Origin of the sequence: Derxia lacustris (genome assembly GCF_002105195.1) — a bacterium.
Classification (GTDB): Bacteria; Pseudomonadota; Gammaproteobacteria; order Burkholderiales; family Burkholderiaceae_E; genus Derxia; species Derxia lacustris.
This window is the reverse complement of record NZ_MUHU01000002.1, coordinates 23675-46468: the sequence shown is the minus strand read 5'-3', so window position 1 is coordinate 46468 and position 22794 is coordinate 23675. Positions and strand designations below refer to the sequence as shown.

Sequence of the window (22794 nt, the reverse complement as noted above, 5' to 3'; positions counted from 1 at the left end):
CGGTGGGCGCGCTAGCATCTTTCGACGCGGGCCGGCCCGGCACACGACGCCGCCCGGCCGCTTCGACTGCCAAGGAGAACACGATGATCAAGCTGGCGATGTATCAGGTGGATGCATTCACGACCGAGCTGTTTCGCGGCAATCCGGCCGCCGTGGTGCCGCTCGACGACTGGCTGCCCGACCGCACGCTGCAAGCCATTGCAGCCGAGAACAACCTGTCGGAAACCGCCTTCATCGTCCGCCCGCCCTCGGCCGCGCAGGCGCCGCATGTGGGCGCGAGCGCGCATGCGCCGGCGCACTGGGGGCTGCGCTGGTTCACGCCGGCCTGCGAGGTCAACCTCTGCGGTCACGCCACGCTGGCGGCGGCCTGGGTCATCACCCACAAGCTCGCGCCGCATCTGCGCGAGGTGGCCTTCGACACCGCGAGCGGCGTGCTGCGCGTGACCCGGGGCCTCGAATTTCTGACGATGGACTTCCCGGCCGATCCGCCGATCCCGGCCGCCGTGCCGGATGCGCTGGTCGATGCGCTTGGCGTTCACATCGTCGAGTACTGGACCGGCACGACGATGAACCTGGCGCGGCTGGAAAACCGCGCGGCGGTGGAAGCCGCGCTGCCCGTCGGCACGCTCGACTGCCTGGAGGAACGCAATCTCATCGTCACCGCCGAGGATGTGGACTACGACTTCGTCTCGCGCATGTTCGGGCCGTTTGCCGGCATTGCCGAGGACCCGGTGACGGGATCGGCGCATTGCCTGCTCGCGCCGTTCTGGGCCGCGCGGCTGGGCAAGCATTCGCTGAGTGCCTGGCAGGCGTCGCGGCGCGGTGGGGCGGTGCTGTGCGAGCTGGTGGGGGATCGGGTGAAGCTGTCGGGGACTTGCGTGGAGTTTCTGAGTGGGCAGGTGTCGTTGCCCAATGGCGCTTGATGGTGGGGGCGACGCGGCGCGGGGATGAGCCCGGGCGGGGCGACTGGCGCGGCCTTGCGCGCGGCGCAAGGCTTCCCTCGCTGCGGCGCCGGGCGCTGGCCGGTCCGCCAACTCAGGTCGCTTGCGCGACCTTCAGACACGCGGACCTGAACGCCTGCGGCGTTCACCAGCGCCCGGCGCCTTCGCTCGGCGCGCCAGACGCCCCGCCCGGGCTCATCCCCGCGCCGCGTCGCTGGCGGCTATTGGGAGGGGCTGGGGCGGGCGGGGTGCTTTGTGGCAGAGGTGGAGCGAAACGCTCAATAGTTTCATTGGTGATGTAGCACAATATGAATTTGGTTTAGGCGAATCGCCAATATTTTCTGGCAAAGTGATCAAGTGATTTGGTTTTGAGTGAGTACGTGGTGCCATTCAACTGGACCAAGAGATTGAAAATGCTCAGTGAAACTGTTGGTGCGACGTTTAGGGTTGGTTTTAGTCTGCGGACATAGTTTGCTGTTCAGCTATTTTGTTAGGTGCCCCATGAGCATTGATCACGTATCCCGAGCAAAACGAGCATGGCCGATATTGGTTAAGCGCGCAAAAGAGAATGGGCCGCCGTTCACTTACGGTGAGCTGTGTGCCGAGCTGGGATTGCATCACCGATCCGCGAGATGGTTTCTTGGGGTTATTCAAAGTTATTGTGGGCGGTCTGGGCTTCCTGCATTGCAGGCATTGGTGGTGAACAAAAGAACAAGACTTCCAGGTTTTGGGTATGTCGGTTCGATGCGGACGCATAGGGCTCATGGCCGAGAGTTAAGTAAAGTATACAAAAATAAATGGCAGCGCAAAGCCCCCGACTTTTAATGTTTAGTAATGACTTTGTTTAGCAGTTTGTCTGCATGTTTCGCCAGCACTTGGTTTGCCAGTATATTTTTCTGGGGTTTGTATGAAGTTTGACTGCTCTCATTGTTGGGCGAATTATCGTGGTGATTGTGATCGAGGTATGTCAGATGAGCACCTTGTCTCGAAGGCATTGTTTCCAGATCGGATTGTTTACGTCTCAGGCTTTGAATGGTGTAAGGGAGTGGAGAAGATCGTTGGTATTAACGCTCTGCAAAGAAAAATCCTGTGTGTAAAGCACAATAATGACCTGTCATTAGCGGATGCAGCCGCGAAACATGCAATTGAGGCATTTGCGGCGGGGCGCAGTTATAGCGTATTGAACGGTGCGCTTTTAGAGCGCTGGCTTGTGAAAACCGCAATTAATCTCAGTGTCGGTGGTGATTTTCATATTGGCTATGGCATGAATGACTCCAAGCCGGGTTGGCCAAGTCCATATTTGCTCGCAGTGGCGTTTGGAGATGAGATCCTTTGCGCAAAAATGGGGGCATATTTTTTATTTCCAGAAAAGCCATACATTTACCGTGCTGCCGAGATTTTTGTGGTTCCTTTGTATCGCGATGGTCGTATCGGTGGATTTGTCTTTGGTCTTAGGGGGCAATTTATACTTTTAAGTCTTTATCCCGGTCACATTCCTCCTTCTATCGAGGCGCTCGTTCCCGGACTTTTGCCGGAGTCAATAGCTAGGGCACCTCTTTACTATCGTCCGGATTCCTTTGGTGTGTGTATTGAGAATGGTGTTCGAGGTGAAATTAAGATGCAATGGCAGCATGCGTGACACTTCGTTTGCAGCGTGCGGTTATTATCGTTTTGTACAGATTGATCGGTCGCCGTAGGTGAGCGGTTTTTGACGGACTTTCTAATTTATAAATTGGCTGTTTGCTCAATCTAAAATAAGTTTAGATATCTTGAAATGGAGGGCAGCATCTTTCATGCAGGCAATTATTGAAAAATTCGGCTGGCTGATGTTCGCCACGGCGATGTAGGGAGTTTCGGATAAGGCGAGGCCAACGGCCTCGCGCTTTGTAATTCTGCAACCCTGCTAAAAATCGCTTTAAGCCATTTCCCCCCGCAGCTGCCGAGCCGCCTCAACCATATTCGCCAACGCCGCCTGCGTCTCAATCCACCCCCGCGTCTTCAACCCGCAATCCGGATTGATCCACAACCGCTCGCGCGGAATCACCGCGCATGCGCGCCTCAATAGCGCAAGCATCGCCTCAACCGACGGCACGCGCGGCGAATGGATGTCGTACACGCCCGGGCCGATCTGATTCGGGTAATCGAAGCGCGCGAAACCATCGAGCAATTCCATGTTGGAGCGCGAGGTTTCGATGGTGATGACGTCGGCGTCCATCGCGGCAATCCACGGCAGCACGTCGTTGAATTCCGAGTAGCACATGTGGGTGTGAATCTGCGTGCTATCGGCGACGCCGGCGGCGCTCAGGCGGAAGGCGCGCACGGCGGCGTCGAGCCAGGCCGGCTGGTCGGCGGCGCGCAGCGGCAGGCCTTCGCGGAAGGCGGGCTCGTCGATCTGGACGATGCGGATGCCGGCGGCTTCGAGCGCGATCACCTCGTCGCGCAGGGCGAGCGCGAGTTGCAGCTGCACTTGCTCGCGCGGCAGGTCGTCGCGCACGAAGGACCATTGCAGCATCGTCACCGGGCCGGTGAGCATGCCCTTCACCGGCCGCGCGGTGAGCGACTGGGCGTGGCTGGCGGTGTCGACCGTGAGCGCTTCGGGCCGGAGGATGTCGCCGAACAGGATCGGCGGCTTGACGCAGCGCGAGCCGTAGCTCTGCACCCAGCCGTGCTCGGTCACGGCATAGCCCCAGAGCCGTTCGGCGAAGAACTCGACCATGTCGGTGCGCTCGGGTTCGCCGTGCACGAGCACGTCGAGGCCGAGCGCTTCCTGGCGCGCGATCACGTCGGCGACCTCGGCGCGCATGGCGTGCAGGTAGTCGAGCGCGCCGAGTTCGCCGCGCCGGTGGGCGGCGCGCGCGGCGCGGATGGCGGCGGTCTGCGGGAAGGAGCCGATGGTGGTCGTGGGCAGCGGCGGCAGGCCGAGCGCGGCCTGCTGGGCGACGGCGCGCACGGCGTGCGGGCTGGCGCGCTCGGTCATCGTGGCGGTGATGGCGTCGACGCGGGCGCGCACGGTGCGGTGCAGCGTGCGGCGCGAGGCGAGCCGGGCACCGCGCGCGGCGTCGGAGGCGGCGAGGGCGCGGGCCAGGACGGCGTCGTCTTCAGCGCGCGCGCCCAGGTCGTGGCGGCTGGCGGCATCGAGCGCATGCGCGAGCAGCGCGAGTTCGCCGAGCTTTTCGGTGGCGAAGGCGAGCCAGGGCTTTACCTCGGCGTCGAGCCGGGTTTCGGCATCGAGCGCGACCGGCACATGCAGCAGCGAGCACGACGGCGCGAGCCAGAGCCGGTCGCCGAGCGCGCCATGCAGCGGCGCCAGCGTGGCGAGGCTGCGGCGCAGATCGTTGCGCCAGACGTTGCGGCCATCGACCACGCCGGCCGACAGCACGCGGCCCTCGGGCCAGTCGGGCAGGAAGGCGGCGAGCTGGTCCGGCGCGCGCACCAGGTCGAGATGCAGCCCGTCGAGCGGCCAGCCGGCCAGCCGCGCGGCGTGGCGCGAGACATCGCCGAACGCGGCGGCGAGCAGCAGGCGCGGCCGGGCGGCGGCAGCCTCGGCGGTCGCGCCCGCCTTCCCATCCGCTGCCGCGCCGAGCCGCGCATAGATCGCATCCGCCGCCGCCAGCCAGCCCGCATCCAGATCGGTGACGAGCGCCGTCTCGTCGAGCTGCACCCATTCCACGCCGAGCGCGCCCAGCTCGCCGAGCAGCCGCGCGTACTGCTCCGCCACCGCGCCGGTCAGCGCGCGCCGGTCGAAGTCCGCCTCATGCGACTTGCCCAGCACCAGCCAGGTCAGCGGCCCGACCAGCGCCACCTTCACGCGATGGCCGAGCGCCTGCGCCTCGCGCACCTCGTCGAGCAGCGCGCCGGCATGCAGCGACAGCCGCGTGCGCGCATCGAGCTCGGGCACGAGGTAGTGATAGTTGGTGTCGAACCACTTGGTCATTTCCAGCGCCGGCTGATCGGCATTGCCGCGCGCCAGCGCGAACTGCTCGGCCAGGCCGATGCGCGCCGCGCCAAAGCCGAAGCGCGCCGGAGCGGCGCCCAGAAGCAGCGTCGTGTCGAGCACATGGTCGTAGAGCGCGCAGTCGCCGACCGTCACCAAACCGAGGCCGGCGGCGGCCTGGGTCTGCCAGCGCCGGGCGCGCAGAAAGCGCGCGGTTTCCTCCAGCGCGGCGGCCGGCGAATCGCCGCGCCAGAACGCTTCGAGCGCGAACTTGAGTTCGCGTCGTTCGCCGATGCGCGGAAAGCCGAGGGTGTGGACGAGGGTCATGGCGCTGCCTTGAGAGAAGTCTGGGAGCGCAGTCTCGGCAGCCGATGTGCATGAATCAAGCGACGTTTTTTCAACGCTCGATGAGTACGGCTCATGCTGTGCGATGCTCGGCGCCATGACCAGCCCGCTCGAACTGCGCCATCTGCGCTCCTTCCTCGCCATTGCCGACACCCGCACGCTGGCCGCCGCCGCCGAGCGCGTCCACGTCACGCAATCGGCGCTGTCACACCAGATCCGCGCGCTGGAGGCGCATTACGGCCTCGCGCTGTTCGAGCGCACGCGTGGCGGGCTCAAGTTCACCGCTGCCGGCGAGCGGCTGCTGGCGCTCGCGCGCGCCCAGCTCCCGGCCATCGACGACGCCGAGCGCGACCTGCTGCGCATGAAGGGCGCGAGCGGCGGCACGCTGCGCATCGTTCTCGAATGCCACACCTGCTTCGACTGGCTCATGCCGGTCATGGACGAATTCCGGCGCCGCTGGCCCGAGGTGGAGCTGGACCTGGTGGCCGGCTTCCATGCCGATCCGCTCGGGCTGATCGACGAAGGCCGCGCCGATGTCGTCATCGGCTCGGCACCGGGCGCGCGCGGCAAGGCGCTGGCGGTGCGGCCGCTGTTCCGCTTCGAAATCCTTGCGGTGCTGGCCAACGAGCACCGGCTGGCGCGGCGCAAGCGGCTGGAGGCGGCCGACTTTGCCGGCGAGACGCTCATCACCTACCCGGTGCCCGAGGCGCGCATCGACCTCATCCGCGAGCTGCTCGCGCCGGCCGGCATCGCCTTCGAGCGCCGCACCGCCGAGCTGACCGTGGCCATCCTCCAGCTGGTGGCCAGCCGGCGCGGGATTGCGGCGCTGCCCAACTGGGGTGTGGACAACTACGTGAGCCACGACTACGTGACCGCGCGGCCGATTGGCGCGGGTGGGTTGTGGAGCGAATTGCACGCGGTGTTGCCGGCGGCGTTGGCGGGGACTGCTTATGCCGAGGATTTCGTGGGGATCGTGCGGGAGATTTGCGCGGGGCGGTTGGCGGGGATTGGGCTGTTGTGAAGTTGGCGGGGGGGCGGATTAGCTTGATTCATTTCCAGAATTGCTACGCGCCGCTGGTATGGCCGTATTTTGACTGAATTTCTTGCGCTCCCACTTGTCAGCCTTCTTTGACTCACTGATAGCGCTGACCTCCGGGATCATGTTGTTCGTCAATATCCTGAGAGTTTTTTTGGGAACTCAATTGACTGTCGAAAGATAGCCTTCGCGCAGCCTCAATAGTCGTGGTTCTGCATAAAAGCTAGGCGATTTTTGATGGGTGGCGCCATTAAAGTGGGCTTCCTGATGGCGGCTTGAAAGTTTTCAAATGGGCTCTGATGAATATCCCAGTTTCGGCGGGCAATGTACCGAAATGGATCTGCTCGGGAATTATGGCTTATACATTGCTGGGAACGCATGGCGAGCAATTTGTAAATTACTGCTTGCATTCTATCAGCATTGTGTTTGGGCCACGTATGACGTTAAAGCCGCCGGCTCCATTCGACAAAACTGCTGCGTTGGGATTGCCTTGTTTGTCCAAGAATATGTAACCTGCTGGACATACTTTGGCCGCTTCTTCATAGCATGCGTCAATTACTGCACTTCCACATTTGATGAAATAGGCCGTGCCGCCATTCGGGCCTTGAATCGGTCTTGATGTTGCACAAGCGGTGAGTGACAGTAATGCAACAGTGATTAGAAGGGCACGCATACGCTCTCCAGAGTTGGTGTTTTGGCTAAGAGCCTGAACTAAAGGGCTGGATTTAGCCGGTCGTGTTTTGAAAAATGGATTGGATTGAGGTGGTATCAGAGACTCACGTTGGTGTATGTGAGTTTCGAACCATCGCTGGCACCTATGATAGTGCTAAGTAATTTTCCGCAGCTGCACTTGATGCTGCCGCCTATAGAGTTCAGTAGCAGATCAGATGAGCCCAGTGTGACGATGACAGGCTCAGAATGACATGCTTTTAGGTGTAAATGCGGAATGTCCTTGCGAATATTATCCTCTGCTTGAGCTTTAATGCTCTTTGGCAACTGCGCTTGCCAAGAAAACTTTGTGTTCATTGAGATATCCTTGAGAATTGCCTAACATCTGAATCCACCGGTCTGCGCAGGCGGGCGGAATGAGTGGATGGGTCATGCACCTGGAAGCCCTAAATGGGCGGCGATTGTTTTCGCAATGCCAGTTGCAGCAACCTCGATGCCAATCCCAGACACACCATCGATTACCTTGGTCGTCAAGCGTCCGATCCAAGTTCTAGCCACAGCAGACTTTTCGCTCTGCTCTTGTATGGGCAGTTTCTCTTGACGAAGATGGAGACCCTTGTAAATTGAGTTGGGCAGTGCGTTAACCAAACACGACACTAGACTCTTCAATGGCGTAGTTGAAATACGCGGGCGTGAACCCATACGCAGCGGTGAGGTATGGATGATCTGGATAATTTCGCTTCACAGCAAATATCAAGTACTCAGGAAAAGAACGAAACGCAGGTAAATGAACGGCAGCATCTCCACGACCTGTAAGGTGTACGTCGATCAGGCCCACGAATGAATTCAGGCGCTCGGCCCATTTCTTGGGGTCTTGCATTTCCATCGTGGCGCGCGTTTTTTCGGTCAGACTTCCATAGAAGCTCTGTAGGTGAGGGAAGCGATAAATTTCCATCGCGTTTGCTATGACGGAGTCTGGCGAGAACGCGTGGTCGATGGCTTCAAGACCTGCCCGCCTCAAACTGTCTTGTACGGTGCCACTCACAGAAACCCCAGCCAGCAGGCTTTCTTCGGCCAGCTGACGACGCTTTCTCTGGAGTTGTTTTGCGAACTGAGAGCGGCGAGGGGACAGCGCTGTAGTGATATTGCGAAGAAACTTCAAGGTAAGCCTTGTTGAATGATAGTGAACTGACGAGCGTGGGTCCGTAGCTATGCCACCTAACATTCGTATGAGGTCGCTAGAGGGGTTAGGCCAAATTGGTTGCATTGTTTCTGCAGCCTATGAAGCGAGAATGGACTCGACGATTCTTTTTCCAACGGAGATCACGAGATCAAACGTCATATCAAGTCCTTTGGACTTGAACGTTTCCTTTGTCTTGCTCCAAACGGATTCGCTTCGGATGGTATCAAGCAATTCATGCCCAGCAATTGTCATGTTGGTGACGATTGCAGCATGAATGGCGCCATTGCCTGACTTCGATTCAAGGAATTTTCCGTTGACATAGCCGGCTTGATCGAGGAGTCGCATGTTGTACGCGACTTCCTGCTCCGCATACTCGGGCAACTTGTTCGGTGTTAGATTGGTATTTGCGGTTGGCGCCTCCTCTAGCTTCAAAAGGACGGTGCGAATGATTTCCCAATCTCGTTTCATGTGTGGGCTCTCTGTTTAGGATGAATCGAATGCGAATTGTGCATTCTAGCTATTAGCTTACCCAACAAGTCACTGTTTTCACAAATACTTCGATCGATCCGGATAATTCTGTCTGCGTACTAAAACTTACGTCGAACCTTATGCGCTTTTCGCCGGCTCGCTGAAAGTCCCTAGGGGCCGTAGGATGGCTTGGTATCGTCCAAGAGAATGTCTGTCAAATCAATTGCTTGTGCCATAACTCGCACGATAACCCGGTGATAATGATAGCCAATTTAACCAAATATCGGCCTGTATGGAGAAATGGGCGACTGGACTTACATCCGACTGCTCTTCTGATCCGTCCAAGTAACTTTGCTAAAATAAAAATTCCAAGCTCTATTGCCATACATTAGCAGCAGCCACATTCATCGAAGTCGGTGCTGCCATATTTGCCACTAGTCGCTTCGTGGCCGACAACATCAGAACATGTGTCCACTTTGTAGCCCCACCAGATTTGCCGGATCGCTTAGTCATGGTTGCGGGCAATCCTGGGTGTATCGAAGAGAATATTGGCGGCATTGAGATTGGGCAGCATTAGCATATTATGCCGAGTCGATCAACGAAGTTTCAAGCAGCACGTTCAGTCGATTTTTCCGGTGGCGCCGTATCTTTATGCATTTTGTTATCAAATTTGTATACCGAAATTGTAGCTTGAACAGGTCTGCTCACCTTGCGAACCATCAATACCGAGGGCCGTTTGCTGCTGCCGAACACGCCGTGGGCAGTTGTTCGATTGCAGGGTCAATCGCTCGTGTGAATCTGCGATGCCATGCTTTGGCCAACGCCGATTTGCACAATGAGCGAGCAGTTAAGCATTAAAAGCTGATTCAACAGGAGAGTCGCAATGTCTAAATGGCGCCGTGAATTCATCAACCGCTTCCCTGAGTTTCGACACGCTGCGCAGGAAGCAAATTACGCCGGCGCGTTGATGCAGCGTCCGTTGTTCTTTGTGTTAAGGGATGCAATTGATCGGGGCGATACGGTCGCCGTGGATAATGTGATGTCGTATGTGCAATGGCTGAAGGCTAATCCAAGCGTTACCTGCGCAACGGAGATTGAGGAAGACCTGCTGGTGCCGATATTGGCTTCCAATAGGCTGCGGGCTGGCTTTCTTCAGCAATTGACTTCCGAGCATTTCGCGCAAATCAAGAACCATTGCGTCGAGGCTTGGCGCAGCGACGACGAGCGCAATGCAAAGCTGCAAGCACTGGAATTGGAATTCAAGGCACTTCAGCGTGAGAAAAAGCCGCGTGCCGAATAAAAGGCCGACTTTGGAGTTGGCAGCAAGGCCGCGCCGGCATCGCCACTGCGCGGCCGCCACCAGCACACCCCGACTGGCGCGAATCCCGCCGCTGTGAAACCGTCCAACCCACAACAACCAAACGGGGGAACGGAAATGCGCAAGTCGGAACAACAAGCAATGCCTCACGCCGAGGCGCAACCCCGCCTCACCCCGCAAACCCGACTGCGCCGCCGCACCGCCCAGCTCGCCACCCTCGCCGCACTGCTCCTCACCACCTTCACCACGCCCCTCGCCGCGCGCGAAATCGCCACCGACTGCCCCGCCTTCCCGCGCTCGCCCACGCGCGAGGAAGTGCAGATCGGCCAGGCCAACTCAAGGGACCGCGGCCTGCTCTGGAAGCTGGAGCGCGACGGCCGCGCCTCGTGGCTGTTCGCCAGCATCCATCTCGGCGAGGCCGACTGGATCTACCTCGGCCCGACGATCCGCCGCGCCATGCGCGCCAGCGACGTGGTGCTCATGGAACTCGACCCGGCCGACCCGGCGACCCAGGTCCGGCTCCAGCAGGCGTCCAAGCGCAAGCCCGAGTTCAAGCTCGACGCCGACGTGGCCGAGAAGCTCGCCGACGCCTGGCGCGAGCAGTGCACCGATCCGCGCATCGCCGCCGGCCTGCATCCGCTGATCCAGCTCATCACTATCACCGTGCTCGACGCGCGCCGCGCCGGACTGGAGGCGTCCTACGGCCAGGAAACCGCCGTCGCCGGCGTCGCGCGCTTCTACAAGCTGCCGCTGGTCGCGCTCGAAACGCCCGAGGCGCAGATCGATGCGCTGCTGCCGCCGATGACCGCCGCCCAGGCGCGCGCCTTCATCCTCGATGGCCTCGCGCGCAACGCCTCGGGCGAGGAGGCGGCGCAGACGCGGCGCCTGCTGCGCGCCTGGGCCGACGGCAATCTCGACGAGCTGGAGCGTTACGGGGAGTGGTGCGACTGCATGCGCGACGAGGCCGAGCGCGCGCAGATGCGGCGCCTGCTCGACGACCGCAATCCGCCGCTGGCCGATAGCATCGCCGCGCACCACGCGGCCGGCGAGCGGGCGTTTGCCGTGGTGGGCGGGCTGCACATGGTGGGTCCGCTCGGACTGCCGCGTCTGCTTGAGGCGCGCGGCTTTACCGTCGAGCGGGTGTTCTGAGGGGGAGGAGAGACAGCCGGGCAGCGCGGTGGCGGCCCGGAAATTCAGCGCTGGCGCGGAAGGCCCGCGCCAGCCCGGTCAGCCCTGGGCGACCGGAATGCTCAGCGCGGCGCGACGGCCCAGCTGCGCATCGACCTTGCGGCGCACCGCCTCGACGGTCAGCGGCTTGACGATGCTCGACGCGGCGCCAGCGGCGATGCCTGCCTTCACATGCTCGGCGGCGGCGTCGGCCGTCACCAGCAGGATGCGCACTTCGGGAATCGCGGCCTTGAACTTGCCGACGATGTCCACGCCATCGCTCAGCAGCAGCGCTTCGCCGAGCAGGATGACCTGCGGCGGGCGGTTCTCGGCCCAGTCGAGCGCGGTCTGCACGTCTTCGTAGACGTTGCATTCCATCTCGTCGGCCAGCATGAATTGCAAGGCCATGCCGGTCACGTCATTGCTGTCGACGACGAAGACGCGCTTGTTTTCCACCGCGCGCGCGGTATCCACACCGATCTGCATGGTCCGATCCTTTTCCGGGGGTGAGTGACAGGTTCTGTAGTCACTCCCTGCAAACTCCGTTCCCTGCCGATTGATGCGAATCAAGCCTCGTTTGAATGGTTTGTGCCGCGCGGCGCGTCGGCTTTGTCGCCTTTCAAACGTGGGGTTTTTCGCTCAGTGGGCACTCAGCGGCAGGTCGCCGCCGGCGGGGTGGTGGGCGCTCGCCGGTGCCGGCCGGCCGTAGCGCGCAATGCCCAGATCGTCGGCGCGGATGGCCGGCGTGCGGCCCAGCATCAGATCGGCCAGCACTGCCGCCGAGCCGCAGGCCATGGTCCAGCCGAGCGTGCCGTGGCCGGTGTTGAGCCACAGGTTCTGGAACCGCGTGGCGCCGACGATGGGCGTGCCGTCGGGCGTCATCGGGCGCAGGCCGGTCCAGAAGCTCGCGGCCGGGATGTCGCCGCCGCGCGGGAACAGGTCGCCGACCACCATTTCCAGCGTCTCGCGGCGACGCGGATTCAGGCCCAGATCGAAGCCGCTCAGCTCGGCCATGCCGCCGACGCGGATGCGGTTGTCGAAGCGGGTGATGGCGATCTTGTAGCTCTCGTCCAGCACCGTGGACACCGGCGCCTGCGCCGCATCGGTGATGGGCACGGTGAGCGAATAGCCCTTCACCGGATACACCGGCGCCTCGATGCCGAGCTTGCCGAGCATGTCGCGCGAATAGCTGCCGAGCGCGCACACCACGGCATCGGCGCCGTAGAGCTGGCCGTCGATGCGCACCGCTTCCACCCGGTCGCGGCTCGGCACGATGGCCTGGATGTTGGCGCCGAAGCGGAACTCCACGCCCAGTTGCCGGCAGCGCTCGGCCAGCCGCGTGGTGAACAGCTGGCAGTCGCCGGTCTCGTCGCCCGGCAGGCGCAGGCCGCCCGCGAGCTTTTCCTTGACGATGGCCGGCTCGACGCGCGCGCAGCCGGCCGGGTCCAGCACCTCGAAGGGCACGCCGCAGCGCTCCAGCACCGCGATGTCCTTCTCGGCCGCCTTCACCTGGTCATGCGTGCGGAACAGTTGCAGCGTGCCGCCGGTGCGGCCCTCGTATTGCAGGCCGGTGGTGGCGCGCAGGTCGCGCAGGCAGTCGCGGCTGTATTCGGCCAGCCGCACCATGCGTTCCTTGTTGATGTCGTAGCGCTCGGCCGTGCAGTTGGCCAGCAGTTGCGCCATGAAGCGCAACTGCCACAGCGTGCCGTCGGGCCGGATGGAAAGCGGCGAGTGGCGCTCGAACATCCACTTGATGGCCTTGAATGGCAGGCCCGGCGCGGCCCAGGGCGTGGAATAGCCCGGTGAAATCTGCCCGGCATTGCCGAAGCTGGTTTCCATCGCCGGGCCGGCGGCGCGGTCGACGACCGTGACGCGGTGGCCGGCGCTGGCCAGATACCAGGCGGTGGTGGTGCCGACGACACCGCTTCCAAGGACGATCACATGCATGGCGCTGCTCCCGGGGAATGGTTGGGGCGGCGCGCGACGCCGTGGCGCTGCGGGATCGCCGCAAGGCCGGGCAGGAGGATTTCGCGCGTGCTTTTTTGCGATTTTCCGGCGGTTGCGGCGGTGACTCGCACCGTTTGCCCGTTGCTGCACATGCAAATCCGCTGTTTTTACGGTCATCGGGAGCGAAGATTGCTGCTCATCCGGCCCAGGAGTCATCGCCATGCGCAACCGCACCCAGACCACCCGCGACCTTGACCGCATCGACATCAAGCTGCTCGACGAATTGCAGCGCGACGGCCGCATGCCGGTGACCGAACTGGCCGAGCGCGTCGGCCTGTCGGTCACGCCCTGCGCCGAACGCATCCGCCGGATGGAGCGCGAGGGCGTGATTCTTGGCTACACCGTGCGGCTCAGTCCGCAGGCGCTGCATCTGCCGCTGCTGGTGTTTGTCGAGCTGAAGCTGTCGGCCAAGTCGGGCAGCATCTTTGAAAAGTTCCGCCGCGAAGTGGAAAGCCTGCCCGGCGTTCTGGAGTGCCATCTGGTTTCGGGCGACTTCGACTATCTGGTCAAGGCGCGCATTTCCGAGATCGGCGCCTATCGAAAGATGCTCGGCGAAGTGCTGCTCAATCTGCCCGGCGTCACCGAATCCCGTAGTTATTTCGTGATGGAAGAGATCAAGGAAACGACGGCGCTGCCGTTGCCGGTACCCGAGGGAAGCTGAGTTTCGGCATTCCGGCACATGGGATTGCGGCGGCGGCAGACGGCCGCTAGCCTCGACGCTCGTCAGATCGCCGTCAGTCGCGGATCGGGACGGGTGCGAATCGCGCCGTCGCCGTGCGTCTGGATCGGCCAACACGCTGGAAGCCGGCGTGCCGCGGGGTCTGACCGATCCATTTCCTCCTCCAAGAAATTCAACCGGAAATCGCATGCATTACGACATCGTGATTGCGGGCGGCGGTGCGGGCGGACTGGAACTGGCGGCGGCACTCGGGCGCAAGCTCGGCCGGCGCCTGGGCCCCGAAAAAGTCCTCCTCGTCGACCGTTCGCTGTTTCACATCTGGAAGCCGACGCTGCATGAAGTCGCGGCGGGCACGCTCGACATCCATCAGGAAGGGCTCAACTACTCGACGCTGGCGCAGCGCAACCATTTCAGCTTTGCGCTCGGCGAAGTGGCCGGGCTCGACGCGGCCGGCAAGACGCTCAAGCTCAAGGAGATCACCGACGACCACGGCAAGCTGGTGGTGCCGGCGCGCGAGGTGAGCTTTACCTGGGGCGTGCTGGCGATCGGCTGCGGCTCCAACTTCTTCAACACGCCGGGCGCCGACAACGCGGCGGTGCTGGAGCGCGAGGCCGATGCCGAAGCCTTCCGCAAGCGGCTGCTCACGGCCTTCACGCGGGCGGCGTTCGCCGAGCGGCGCCAGCTGTCGATCGCCATCGTCGGTGGCGGCGCGACCGGCGTGGAGCTGTCGGCCGAGCTGCTGGAGTCGCATCAGGTGTTTCTGGCCGGCGTCGGGCCGCAGCACCGGTTCCGGCTCGACATCGCCATCGTCGAGGCCGGGCCGCGCATCCTGGGCGGGCTGCCCGAAAAGATCTCGCAGCAGGCGACGGTGGCGCTCCAGCACAAGAACATCCGCGTGCTGACCGGCACCAAGGTCACGTCGATCGAGCCCGACCGGCTCATTACCTCGGCCGGCGACATCGAGGCCGAGCTGATCGTGTGGGCGGCCGGCATCAAGGCGGCCGACAGCAATCCGGGTCTGGGGCTCACGACCAACCGGCTCAACCAGTTCGTGGTGAACCGCAAGCTCGAAACCTCGGCGCCGGGCCTGTATGCGATGGGCGATTGCGCGGCCTGTCCGCTGCCGCCCAACGAGACCGGGCATCCGGGCTTCGTGCCGGCGCGGGCCCAGGCGGCGCATCAGCAGGCGAGCTATCTGGCGCGGGTGCTGCTGGCGCGGCTGCGCGAGGGCCAGGTGGACGAGGATTTCGTCTACAAGGACTTCGGCTCGCTGGTGTCGCTCGGCGAGCATCGCGGCGTGGGCAATCTCATGGGCAATCTGTCGGGCACCAACTTCTTCGTGGAAGGGCTGGTCGCCAAGTGGATGTACATGTCGCTGCACATCGCGCATCACGTCGCGGTGCTGGGCGTGGGGCAGACGATGGTGCTCGCGCTTGCACGGCTGCTGCACAAGCGGGTGTCGGGGCGGCTCAAGCTGCACTGATGCGCGCGGCGCGGCACCGGCAATTCGGTGCCGCGCCGGCCGCATAAGCGGCATTCCAATGGCGGCTTCAGCGGCGTCTTGCGTTGGGCGTTTGCGTCAGGTCAAGCGGGCAGGCTTGTCCGGTGGCAAATGAAGATGCATCAAGGGTGTATCTTCGCGCGCCATGAAACTGACCAACTTCACCGATTACAGCATTCGTGTCCTCATTTATCTGGCCACCGATCCGCTGCGCCGCGCCACCATCGCCGAGATCGCCACGGCCTTCGGCATCTCGGAAAACCATCTGATGAAGGTGGTGCATCACCTGGCCCGCGTGGGCTGGATCAACAGCGTGCGCGGCAAGGGCGGCGGTCTTGAGCTGGCGCTCGATCCCGAGAACATCGTGGTGGGCGAACTGGTGCGCAGCACCGAGGGCGCGGCGCTGCCGGCCGAATGCTTCGACAAGGCCACCAACACCTGCGTCATCACCAAGGCCTGCGGCATGCGCGACGTGTTCGCCGAGGCGGTCGAAGCCTTTTATGCGGTGCTCGACGGCTACACGCTGGCCGACCTGATGGGCAAGCGCAACAAGGTCGCCAAGCTGCTGTTCGGCAAGCCGCTGCTGCGCGCGCGTGCCTGAGATCGCCGCGCCGGCCGGGCTGCCATGCCGGCGGCTGGCGCTGCCGGCCGGCGTGCCTGATGGCGTCGCGCTGTGGCGCGTCGATGTGCCGGTCGCGCCGCCCGAGGCTGGCCGTGCGGTTGCAGATTCGGCCGCCTCGCCCGCGGCCGATCCGGTTCATTTCCCCGACTGGCCGCTGCTCGACGCGGCCGAGCGCGCGCGCGCGCTGCGTCTGCGCATGACCGACGACCGTCTGCGCTTCGTGGCTGCGCGCGGTGCGTTGCGCCGGCTGCTGGGCACGCGGCTCGGCTGCGATCCGGCGGCGCTGGCGTTTCGCGCCGGCGCGCATGGCAAGCCGATGCTCGATGGCGCGACGCTGCAATTCAACGTCTCGCATTCGGGCGCGCATGCGCTGATCGCGCTGTCGGAAGCGGGCGAGGTCGGCGTCGACATCGAGCGCATCGCGGTGCGGCCGGCGCTGGCTGGCATCGCTGCGCATGCCTTCCATCCCGACGAGCGCGCGGCCTGTGGCGACGGCGCGGATGCGGCCGCCTTCTTTGCGATCTGGTCGGGCAAGGAGGCGGTGTTCAAGGCTGCCGGCACGGGCCTGAGCGATGGCATGCGCGGGCTCTGCGTGTTGCCGGACGGGGAGGCGTTCAGCGTCGACTGGCCGGCGTTCGCGCGGCCGGTGCGGGCCTGGCGCGTGGCGGCGGCGGATGGCTATTCGGCTGCGCTGGCGCTGCTGGGCTGACGCTGGCGGTGCGGCGCAATGCAACGCGAAGCACGCCGCACCGCCTGCGCCGCCAACCGCAAGGCCGGCACCTAGCCGCTCAGCCGGCGCGGCAACACCGCGCAACGCCCGTCGGCGCGATCCACCCGATCGAGCCCGATGCCGTACAGCGCCTCAAGCAGCGGCAACGCGTCAGACGTGGCCGGCGTGTCGGCCAGCAGCCGGCCGGCGCTGACCAGCCAGAGCCGATCGAAACCCGCGAGCGCCTGATTGATGTCGTGCAGCACCGCCACCAGCGCATGACCGCGCTGGCGCGTGAAACCGTCGAGCGCAGCCAGCAGTTCGAGTTGCAGCCCGGGGTCGAGCGCGGCCAGCGGCTCATCGGCCAGCAGCAGCGCCGACTCCTCGTCCCACAACTGCGCGAACACCCGCGCCAGATGCACGCGCGCCTGCTCGCCGCCTGAAAGCCGGTCGAAGCGGCGCCCGGCCAGATGCCCGGCCGAAGCCAGCGCGAGCGCCTGCCGAACGATGTCGGCTGTGACCGGCGCCGTGCCGCGCGCCACGCGGCCCAGCCCGACGACCAGTTCCACCTCCAGCCCGAAGGCCACCGTGCCGGCCTGCGGCAGCACCGCGCGGCGGCGGCTCAGCGCGGCCGGCGTCCAGTCGCGCACCGGCCGGCCCGCCAACCGCACGCCGCCGTCGCGCGCGGCAAGATCGCCGGCGGCCAGCCGCAGCAGCGTCGACTTGCCCGCGCCGCTCGGGCCGAGGATGGCAATGCGTTCGCCCGGCCGCGCGGCCACATCGAAGGGCCCGAAGTCGCGCCCGCCCAGCCGCAGCCGCGCGCCGTGCAGGTCGAGCAGCGGCGCGTTCACGCCACGCCGCCGTCGCGCCGCGCGATGCCGCGCAGCAACAGCAGAAAGAACGGCGCGCCGATCAGCGCGGTGAAGATGCCGACCGGAATCTCGGCCGGGATGGCGACGGTGCGCGCAACCGTGTCGGCCACCAGCAGCAGCAGCGCGCCGATCGGCGGCGCCAGCCGCAGCACGCGATGCTGGTCGGCGCCGCCCGCCAGCCGCGCGATGTGCGGCGCCATCAGCCCGATGAAGCCGATCGCGCCGCACCACGCCACCGCGAGCGCGCTGACCAGCGCCAGCGCAATCACCACGCGGTTGCGCAGCCGGGGCACGTCGATGCCGACATGCGCCGCCACCGACTCGCCGAGCGCGAGCGCATTGAGCCCGGCGGCCAGCTGGCGTCCGGCCAGCGCGGTGGCGCCGAGCGCGACGGCCAGCACGCCGGACACCGCCCAGCTGGCGCCGGCCAGCGAGCCGAGGGTCCAGAAGCTGATGCTGCGCAGCTGCTCGTCGGTGGCGAAGAAGCTGCACAGGCCCACGACGGCCATGGCCGCCGCGTTGATGGCGAGACCCGTGAGCAGCAGCGCCGCGATCGAGCCCGGCGCCAGCCAGCGCGCCAGCCGGTCGAGCCCGAAGCACACCGCCAGCGCGCCCGCGAAGCCCGCCACCGGCAGCACCCACATGCGCAACGCCGGCGGCAACGGCGCCTGCACCGCCGCGAAGAAGGTCAGCGCCAGCGCCACCGCGCTGGCCGCGCCGCTGGTGACGCCGAGCAGGCCCGGATCGGCCATGGGATTGCGGAACAGGCCCTGGGCCAGCATGCCGGCCAGGCCGAGGCTGGCGCCCACGACGGTGGCCGTCGCGATGCGCGGCAGCCGCAGATGCCACAGCACATGGGCGCTGCCTCCGAGCGGCGCATCGCCGAAGGGCGCGAGCCAGTCGGCCGGCCGCACCGGCACCGCGCCCACGTTGGCGGCGAGCACGGCGGCCGCGATCAGCAGCAGCGCGAGCAGGGCGGCCACCGGCAGGCGCGCGCGGGCCGGGGCGGCGCCGGGCAAAGCCACGCTCATGCCGGCCCGCCGCGTGGCGCGATGTTCATGCGGTGGCGGCGCGCCGGCGCAGCGCCACGGCCAGCTCGCCGAGCAGCGCCGGCATGCGCGGACCGAAGCCGAGCAGCGCCAGCGCATCGAAGGCCACCACGCGGCGCGCGCGGCCGGCCGGCGTCTGCGCCAGGCCGGGCAGCGCCAGCAGGCCGTCGATGCCGCCGGCCGCGTCGAGGCCTTGCGTGGTGACCAGCAGCACCTCGGGCGCGGCGGCGATCGCGGCTTCGGGCGTGAGCGGCTTGTAGCCGTCGAAGGCGGCCATCACGTTGCTGGCGCCGGCATAGCCGAGCATCGCGTCGGCGGCGGTGCCGCGTCCGGCCACGCGCGCCTGCCCGGGCACATGGGACAGGATGAACAGCACGCGCGGCGCCGGCCCGGGCTGGTTGCGCACCAGCGCCTGCGCAGCGCGCCATTCCTGCGTCAGCCGGTCGATCAGGCGCGTGGCCTCGTCGCGGCGGTCGGTGATCTCGCCGAGCCGGCGCACGCGCGCCAGCAGGCCCTCGTAGCGGTGACTGGAATCGAGCACTTCCAGCGGCACGCGCGCGGCTTCGAGCTGGCGCAGCACGGCCGGCGGCCCGGCGTCCTCGGTGGCGACGACGAGGGTGGGCGCGAGCGCCAGCAGCCCCTCGGCCGACAGCGTGCGCGCATAGCCCACGTTGGGCAGGGCGCGCGCGGCCGCCGGATGCAGCGAGGTGCTGTCCACGCCGACCAGCTCGCTTTCGGCGCCGAGCGCGTAGAGCGTTTCGGTCAGCGCGCCGCCCACGCTCACGATGCGCCGCGTGCTGCGTGCCGGCCGGACTTCGCCGAGCGTGGCGGCGGCCATCACGTCGGTGAGCAGCGCCGCGATGGCCGCCGGCAGCGCCGCGGCGCGCGCCATGCGCGGCAGCCAGCCGGCGCCGGCCAGCAGCGCGCCCTGGCCCAGCCAGTGCCGGCGCGTCACCGGGCGCACGGCTGCGGCTCCGCTTCGAGGCCGGCGACCAGCGCGCGCCAGTCGGCCCGCTCGGGCTGGCCGGGCTTGCGCTCACCGAAGAACATGGCGAGGTTGAGGCCGCCGGCGTCGAAGACTTCGAGCGAGGTCACGATGCCGTCGGCCGTGGGCTTGCGCACGACCCAGGCGCTGTCGATGTGGTCCTCGCGCAGATGCAGGTTGAAGCCGTCGTCGAGCACGTTGAGCCAGGGACCGAGCGCCTCCACGCGCCGCACCGGGCCGGTGTGGATCTGGATGCAGCCGGGGTTGCCGACGAACACCATGACCGGCACGCCGCTGGCCGCCGCGCCGGTGAGCAGCGCGCGCGCCGCGCCGCCGTCGATGCGGTGCGCGAGCGCGCGGCCGGCCAGCCGCAGGCCCTGCACGCGCGTCACCTTGAAGCGGCGCAGCAGGCCGAAGAATTCGTGCGTGTCGGTCATCGCGAGCCAGGCGTCGCGCAGGCCGGTCACGTCGATGTCCTCGTCGGCCAGCGGCGCGTCGGGCGCCGGCCGGCCGATGCAGTCGATGCCGTGGAACAGCCTCGGGTCCATGAAGCGCGCGACCAGGGCGCAGTACTCCTCAAGGTCGGTCGCGGGCGTGGTGAAGACCTTGTGCACCGCCTCGCCGCCGGCGTCGAAGAACTGGAGGCTGCGCTGATGGCGGCCGTCGGCGAGCGTTTCATCCACCGCGAAGCCGTGCGCCCATTCGCGCCAGAACAGCCGCAGGTCGATGGCGCCGCCCAGCACCAGGCCGACCGGGCCCGCGCCGCCGAGGCCGCGATACACGCCGGTCTTCTCGTGCACGCAGGCCGGGTTGCGCGTCAGCGCGAGCAGCTCGCCGAGCGGTTCGAGCGCGCCGAGCAGCGTGTCCCAGGGCGGGCGCAGCCGGGTGGCCTTGAGCGGCGATTCCTCGGCGCCGAACAGCCCGGCGTGGGCCGCGATCAGCTCGCCCTCGGGCACGCCGAGGCGCGCGGCGATGTCGCGGTGACGCGCGCCGGCGGCGCGGCCTTCGGCGAAGGCAAGACGCAGGTCGTGATGAAGGTCGGCCATGGCGGCTCCGGTGCGGTGGGTCAGAAATCGGCGCGCAGCGCGAGCTGGAAGCTGCGGCCGGGCGCGGTGTAGGCGTCGATGACGCTGCTGGTCGCGAGCTGGCCGCGCACGTCGTTCCAGCGCCAGTAGCGGGCGTCGGCGACGTTGTCGATGTTGGCCAGCAGCCGCAGCGCGGGCGTGATGCGCCAGCTGGCGCCCAGGTCGAGCACGTCGGAGGCGCGGCTGAGGTATTGCGTGGCGTCGGCCACGCGGTCGGCGTGCTTGGCGTTGGCATGGCGCCAGCGCAGGCGGGCCGACCATGCGCCCGCGTCCCAGCTGGCGCCGAGCACCGCGCGCAGCGGCGCCACGCTGTCGAGCGGCGTGGTGGCCGCGCCGATCTCGCTGTCGCCGTGGGCGCCGGCAATGCCGCCGTCGACGGTGAGCTGGCGCAGCGGCCGCCATTCGGCGCGCGCCTCGGCGCCACGGATGCGCACCTTGGCAAGGTTGATGTACTGGAACACGGTCGGATCGGCGACCGTGCCGGCGCCGCTCACGCGCTGCTGGCTGATGAAGTCGCGATAGCGGTTGTCGAAGCCGGCGAGCTGCCAGCGCAGCGTGTCGAGCCGGCCGCGCAGGCCCAGCTCGATGCTGTTGGCGTGCTCGGGCTTCAGGTCGGGATTGGCGATCGAGCGATAGCCCTGGGCCGGGTTGGCAAAGCCGTTGTTCACCTGATCGGCCTGCGGCGCCTTGAAGCCGAGCGCCCATTGCGCATAGGGCGCGAGGCGCTCGTCCAGGTTCCACACCGCGCCCAGCCGGGGCGTCAGCGCCCGGTCGGACAGCGTGCTCGCGCGGCCGGTGTAGCCGCTGGCCGAGGGCGCGAGCTTGTAATGGTCGAAGCGCAGGCCCGTGAAGACGCCGACCGGGCCGAGCTGCAATTCGTCCTGCACGAAGGCGCCGGCCAGCGTGGTGTCGGTATCGGGAAACGGCTTCGACGGAAAGCTCTCGCCGGCCGGCGCCACCGTGCCGCCGCGCAGGCCGGTGATGGTGGCGCGGCTCAGGTCCAGGCCCCAGCTCAGCCGCTGCTCCCACGGCGCGAAGCGCTGCCCGGCCTGGGTGCCGAGGCCGACGATCTTCTCCTTGTAGAGGTTGTCGCGCGTGCGGTCGGCGGCGCTGGCGCGGTCCTCGGCGGTGTACTGGCGCAGCTCGGCGTCCTGCGCGTAGAGCTGGGTGGTCCAGCCCGAGAACAGCCCCGCCGAGACCGGCGTGTAGCGGTGCTGGAGCGAGACGCGCCGGCGGCGCAGGCGGTCGTCGGCGTCGAGGTCGATCACGCTGGTGCTGGCGGTGACGGTGGCGGCGCGGCCCGACAGCACCTCGCTGGTGACGCGGCGGTCGAGCCATTCGGCGGTCAGGCCAAGCTCGTGTTCGGCGCTGGCCTGCCAGACCAGCTTGCCGAGCAGGTTGTCGCTGCCGCTGTCGAGCGGATTGGGCGCGGTGCGGGTGGCGTCGGCGGCGTGGTTGTCGCCCTGGTTGCGCAGCTCGTGGCCGTCGCGGCGCGTGTACAGCAGCAGCGCCTTGACGCCGTCCGACTGGCCGGCGACGGCGGCGCTGCTGTTCCACGACCGGTCCACGCTGGCATAGCCGCTGCGCACGAAGCTGGCGACCGCGCGGCCGGGCTTGAGCACGTCGTCGGGCCCGAGGGTGACGAGGCTGACCGCGCCGGCCAGCCCGTCGCTGCCGTATTGCGTCGAGGCCGGGCCGCGCAGCACTTCCACGCGGGCCAGGCTGTCGATGTCGAAGTAGTCGCCCCGGCCCGTCACGAAGGGGCCGAAGGAAAACGCCGAGGGCACGCGGATGCCGTCGACCAGCATCAGCACCTGGTTGCCTTCCAACCCGCGAATGTTGATGGCTTCGTTGCCGCCGCGCCCCACGCCCGAGCTTGCGGCGGTGAAGCGGCGGGCCTGGGCGCGCAGCTCCACGTCGATCTCGCCCGCGAACAGGTCTTTCAGGTCGCGCGCGCCGGAACGCTCGATGGCGTCCGCATCGTGGACGGTGACGGTGGCCGGCACGCTGTCGGGATCGCGCTCGGTGCGGGTGGCGCTGACGGTGACGGGCTGCACGCGCACCTCGCGCGTGACGGGCGCGGCGGCGGTTTGCGCCGAGGCGGAGGTCGCGCCGCCGATCAGGGCGAGCGACAGGGCAAGACGGGTGGTCGAGGCCAGCATGGTCGGGTCAGTGAGCGGTGAGGCACGGCTGGCGACTGGGCTGGCGGGTGCAATGCGGATCG

General features: G+C 66.1%; 20 protein-coding genes. 9 read left to right on the top strand and 11 right to left on the bottom strand.

What is annotated here, in order from left to right:
• The first annotated feature begins 83 nt into the window (after positions 1–83).
• On the top strand, positions 84–923 hold the full coding sequence (locus tag B9P64_RS02005; protein ID WP_217808634.1) for a PhzF family phenazine biosynthesis protein: 840 nt from the start codon (positions 84–86) through the stop codon (positions 921–923).
• A 1063-nt stretch (positions 924–1986) separates the two neighbouring features.
• Positions 1987–2580, top strand: coding sequence for a hypothetical protein (locus B9P64_RS23470; protein ID WP_139826101.1), 594 nt, complete (start codon positions 1987–1989; stop codon positions 2578–2580).
• A gap of 276 nt (positions 2581–2856) precedes the next feature.
• On the opposite strand, the gene metE is transcribed toward B9P64_RS23470, so the two are convergent.
• Complete coding sequence (gene metE / locus B9P64_RS02000) at positions 2857–5202, bottom strand: 5-methyltetrahydropteroyltriglutamate--homocysteine S-methyltransferase (RefSeq protein ID WP_085314613.1); 2346 nt, start codon at positions 5200–5202, stop codon at positions 2857–2859.
• Between the two features lie 115 nt (positions 5203–5317).
• Between metE and B9P64_RS01995 the strand changes: the two genes are divergently transcribed.
• Entirely contained in the window at positions 5318–6241 is a 924-nt protein-coding gene (locus B9P64_RS01995; protein WP_085315068.1) for a LysR family transcriptional regulator, read from the top strand.
• Between the two features lie 783 nt (positions 6242–7024).
• Here B9P64_RS01995 and B9P64_RS23465 read toward each other — a convergent pair.
• From B9P64_RS23465 to B9P64_RS01990, 3 genes are all read right to left on the bottom strand, one after another.
• On the bottom strand, positions 7025–7282 hold the full coding sequence (locus B9P64_RS23465) for a hypothetical protein (RefSeq protein WP_139826100.1): 258 nt from the start codon (positions 7280–7282) through the stop codon (positions 7025–7027).
• 283 nt (positions 7283–7565) lie between these two features.
• On the bottom strand, positions 7566–8087 hold the full coding sequence (locus tag B9P64_RS23460) for a hypothetical protein (RefSeq protein ID WP_139826099.1): 522 nt from the start codon (positions 8085–8087) through the stop codon (positions 7566–7568).
• Positions 8088–8204: 117 nt separating this feature from the next.
• Positions 8205–8576, bottom strand: coding sequence for a DUF2513 domain-containing protein (locus B9P64_RS01990; protein WP_085314612.1), 372 nt, complete (start codon positions 8574–8576; stop codon positions 8205–8207).
• Between the two features lie 883 nt (positions 8577–9459).
• On the opposite strand from B9P64_RS01990, the gene B9P64_RS23455 reads away from it, so the two are divergent.
• Entirely contained in the window at positions 9460–9876 is a 417-nt protein-coding gene (locus B9P64_RS23455; RefSeq protein ID WP_139826098.1) for a hypothetical protein, read from the top strand.
• Positions 9877–10035: 159 nt separating this feature from the next.
• Positions 10036–11043 carry a TraB/GumN family protein gene (locus B9P64_RS01985; RefSeq protein WP_085314611.1) on the top strand — a complete coding sequence of 336 codons (1008 nt, stop codon included), beginning with the start codon at positions 10036–10038 and terminating at the stop codon, positions 11041–11043.
• Positions 11044–11121: 78 nt separating this feature from the next.
• Here the strand turns inward: B9P64_RS01985 and B9P64_RS01980 are convergent, their stop codons facing one another.
• Both B9P64_RS01980 and B9P64_RS01975 read right to left on the bottom strand, forming a co-directional pair.
• The gene (locus B9P64_RS01980) at positions 11122–11547 is read right to left on the bottom strand and encodes a response regulator (RefSeq protein WP_085314610.1); all 426 of its coding nucleotides are present in this window, start codon (positions 11545–11547) and stop codon (positions 11122–11124) included.
• A gap of 153 nt (positions 11548–11700) precedes the next feature.
• The gene (locus B9P64_RS01975; RefSeq protein ID WP_085314609.1) at positions 11701–13008 is read right to left on the bottom strand and encodes a D-amino acid dehydrogenase; all 1308 of its coding nucleotides are present in this window, start codon (positions 13006–13008) and stop codon (positions 11701–11703) included.
• Positions 13009–13228: 220 nt separating this feature from the next.
• On the opposite strand from B9P64_RS01975, the gene B9P64_RS01970 reads away from it, so the two are divergent.
• The 4 genes from B9P64_RS01970 to B9P64_RS01955 all read left to right on the top strand — a co-directional run bounded on the left by B9P64_RS01970 (position 13229) and on the right by B9P64_RS01955 (position 16579).
• Positions 13229–13729 (top strand): AsnC family transcriptional regulator, encoded by a 501-nt coding sequence (locus tag B9P64_RS01970; protein ID WP_085314608.1) that lies wholly within the window; start codon positions 13229–13231, stop codon positions 13727–13729.
• Between the two features lie 205 nt (positions 13730–13934).
• Entirely contained in the window at positions 13935–15230 is a 1296-nt protein-coding gene (locus B9P64_RS01965) for an NAD(P)/FAD-dependent oxidoreductase (protein WP_085314607.1), read from the top strand.
• Between the two features lie 163 nt (positions 15231–15393).
• Positions 15394–15849, top strand: a complete 456-nt coding sequence (locus tag B9P64_RS01960; RefSeq protein ID WP_085314606.1) for an RrF2 family transcriptional regulator — start codon at positions 15394–15396, stop codon at positions 15847–15849.
• The gene (locus B9P64_RS01955; RefSeq protein WP_085314605.1) at positions 15842–16579 is read left to right on the top strand and encodes a 4'-phosphopantetheinyl transferase family protein; all 738 of its coding nucleotides are present in this window, start codon (positions 15842–15844) and stop codon (positions 16577–16579) included. The genes B9P64_RS01960 and B9P64_RS01955 overlap by 8 nt, the downstream gene beginning before the upstream one ends.
• 71 nt (positions 16580–16650) lie before the next feature.
• On the opposite strand, the gene B9P64_RS01950 is transcribed toward B9P64_RS01955, so the two are convergent.
• From B9P64_RS01950 to B9P64_RS01930, 5 genes are read right to left on the bottom strand one after another with little or no spacing between them, the layout of a single operon-like run.
• Positions 16651–17430 carry an ATP-binding cassette domain-containing protein gene (locus B9P64_RS01950; protein WP_085314604.1) on the bottom strand — a complete coding sequence of 260 codons (780 nt, stop codon included), beginning with the start codon at positions 17428–17430 and terminating at the stop codon, positions 16651–16653.
• Positions 17427–18482 carry a FecCD family ABC transporter permease gene (locus tag B9P64_RS01945; RefSeq protein ID WP_085315067.1) on the bottom strand — a complete coding sequence of 352 codons (1056 nt, stop codon included), beginning with the start codon at positions 18480–18482 and terminating at the stop codon, positions 17427–17429. The genes B9P64_RS01950 and B9P64_RS01945 overlap by 4 nt, the downstream gene beginning before the upstream one ends.
• Before the next feature lie 25 nt (positions 18483–18507).
• Positions 18508–19464, bottom strand: a complete 957-nt coding sequence (locus B9P64_RS01940; RefSeq protein WP_235839873.1) for a heme/hemin ABC transporter substrate-binding protein — start codon at positions 19462–19464, stop codon at positions 18508–18510.
• A complete protein-coding gene (locus B9P64_RS01935) occupies positions 19452–20531 on the bottom strand; it encodes a hemin-degrading factor (RefSeq protein ID WP_085314603.1) in 1080 nt (359 codons plus the stop codon). The genes B9P64_RS01940 and B9P64_RS01935 overlap by 13 nt, the downstream gene beginning before the upstream one ends.
• A 20-nt stretch (positions 20532–20551) precedes the next feature.
• Positions 20552–22732: a TonB-dependent hemoglobin/transferrin/lactoferrin family receptor gene (locus B9P64_RS01930; protein ID WP_085314602.1), complete on the bottom strand. Its 2181-nt coding sequence runs from the start codon at positions 22730–22732 to the stop codon at positions 20552–20554.
• Between the last annotated feature and the right edge of the window lie 62 nt (positions 22733–22794).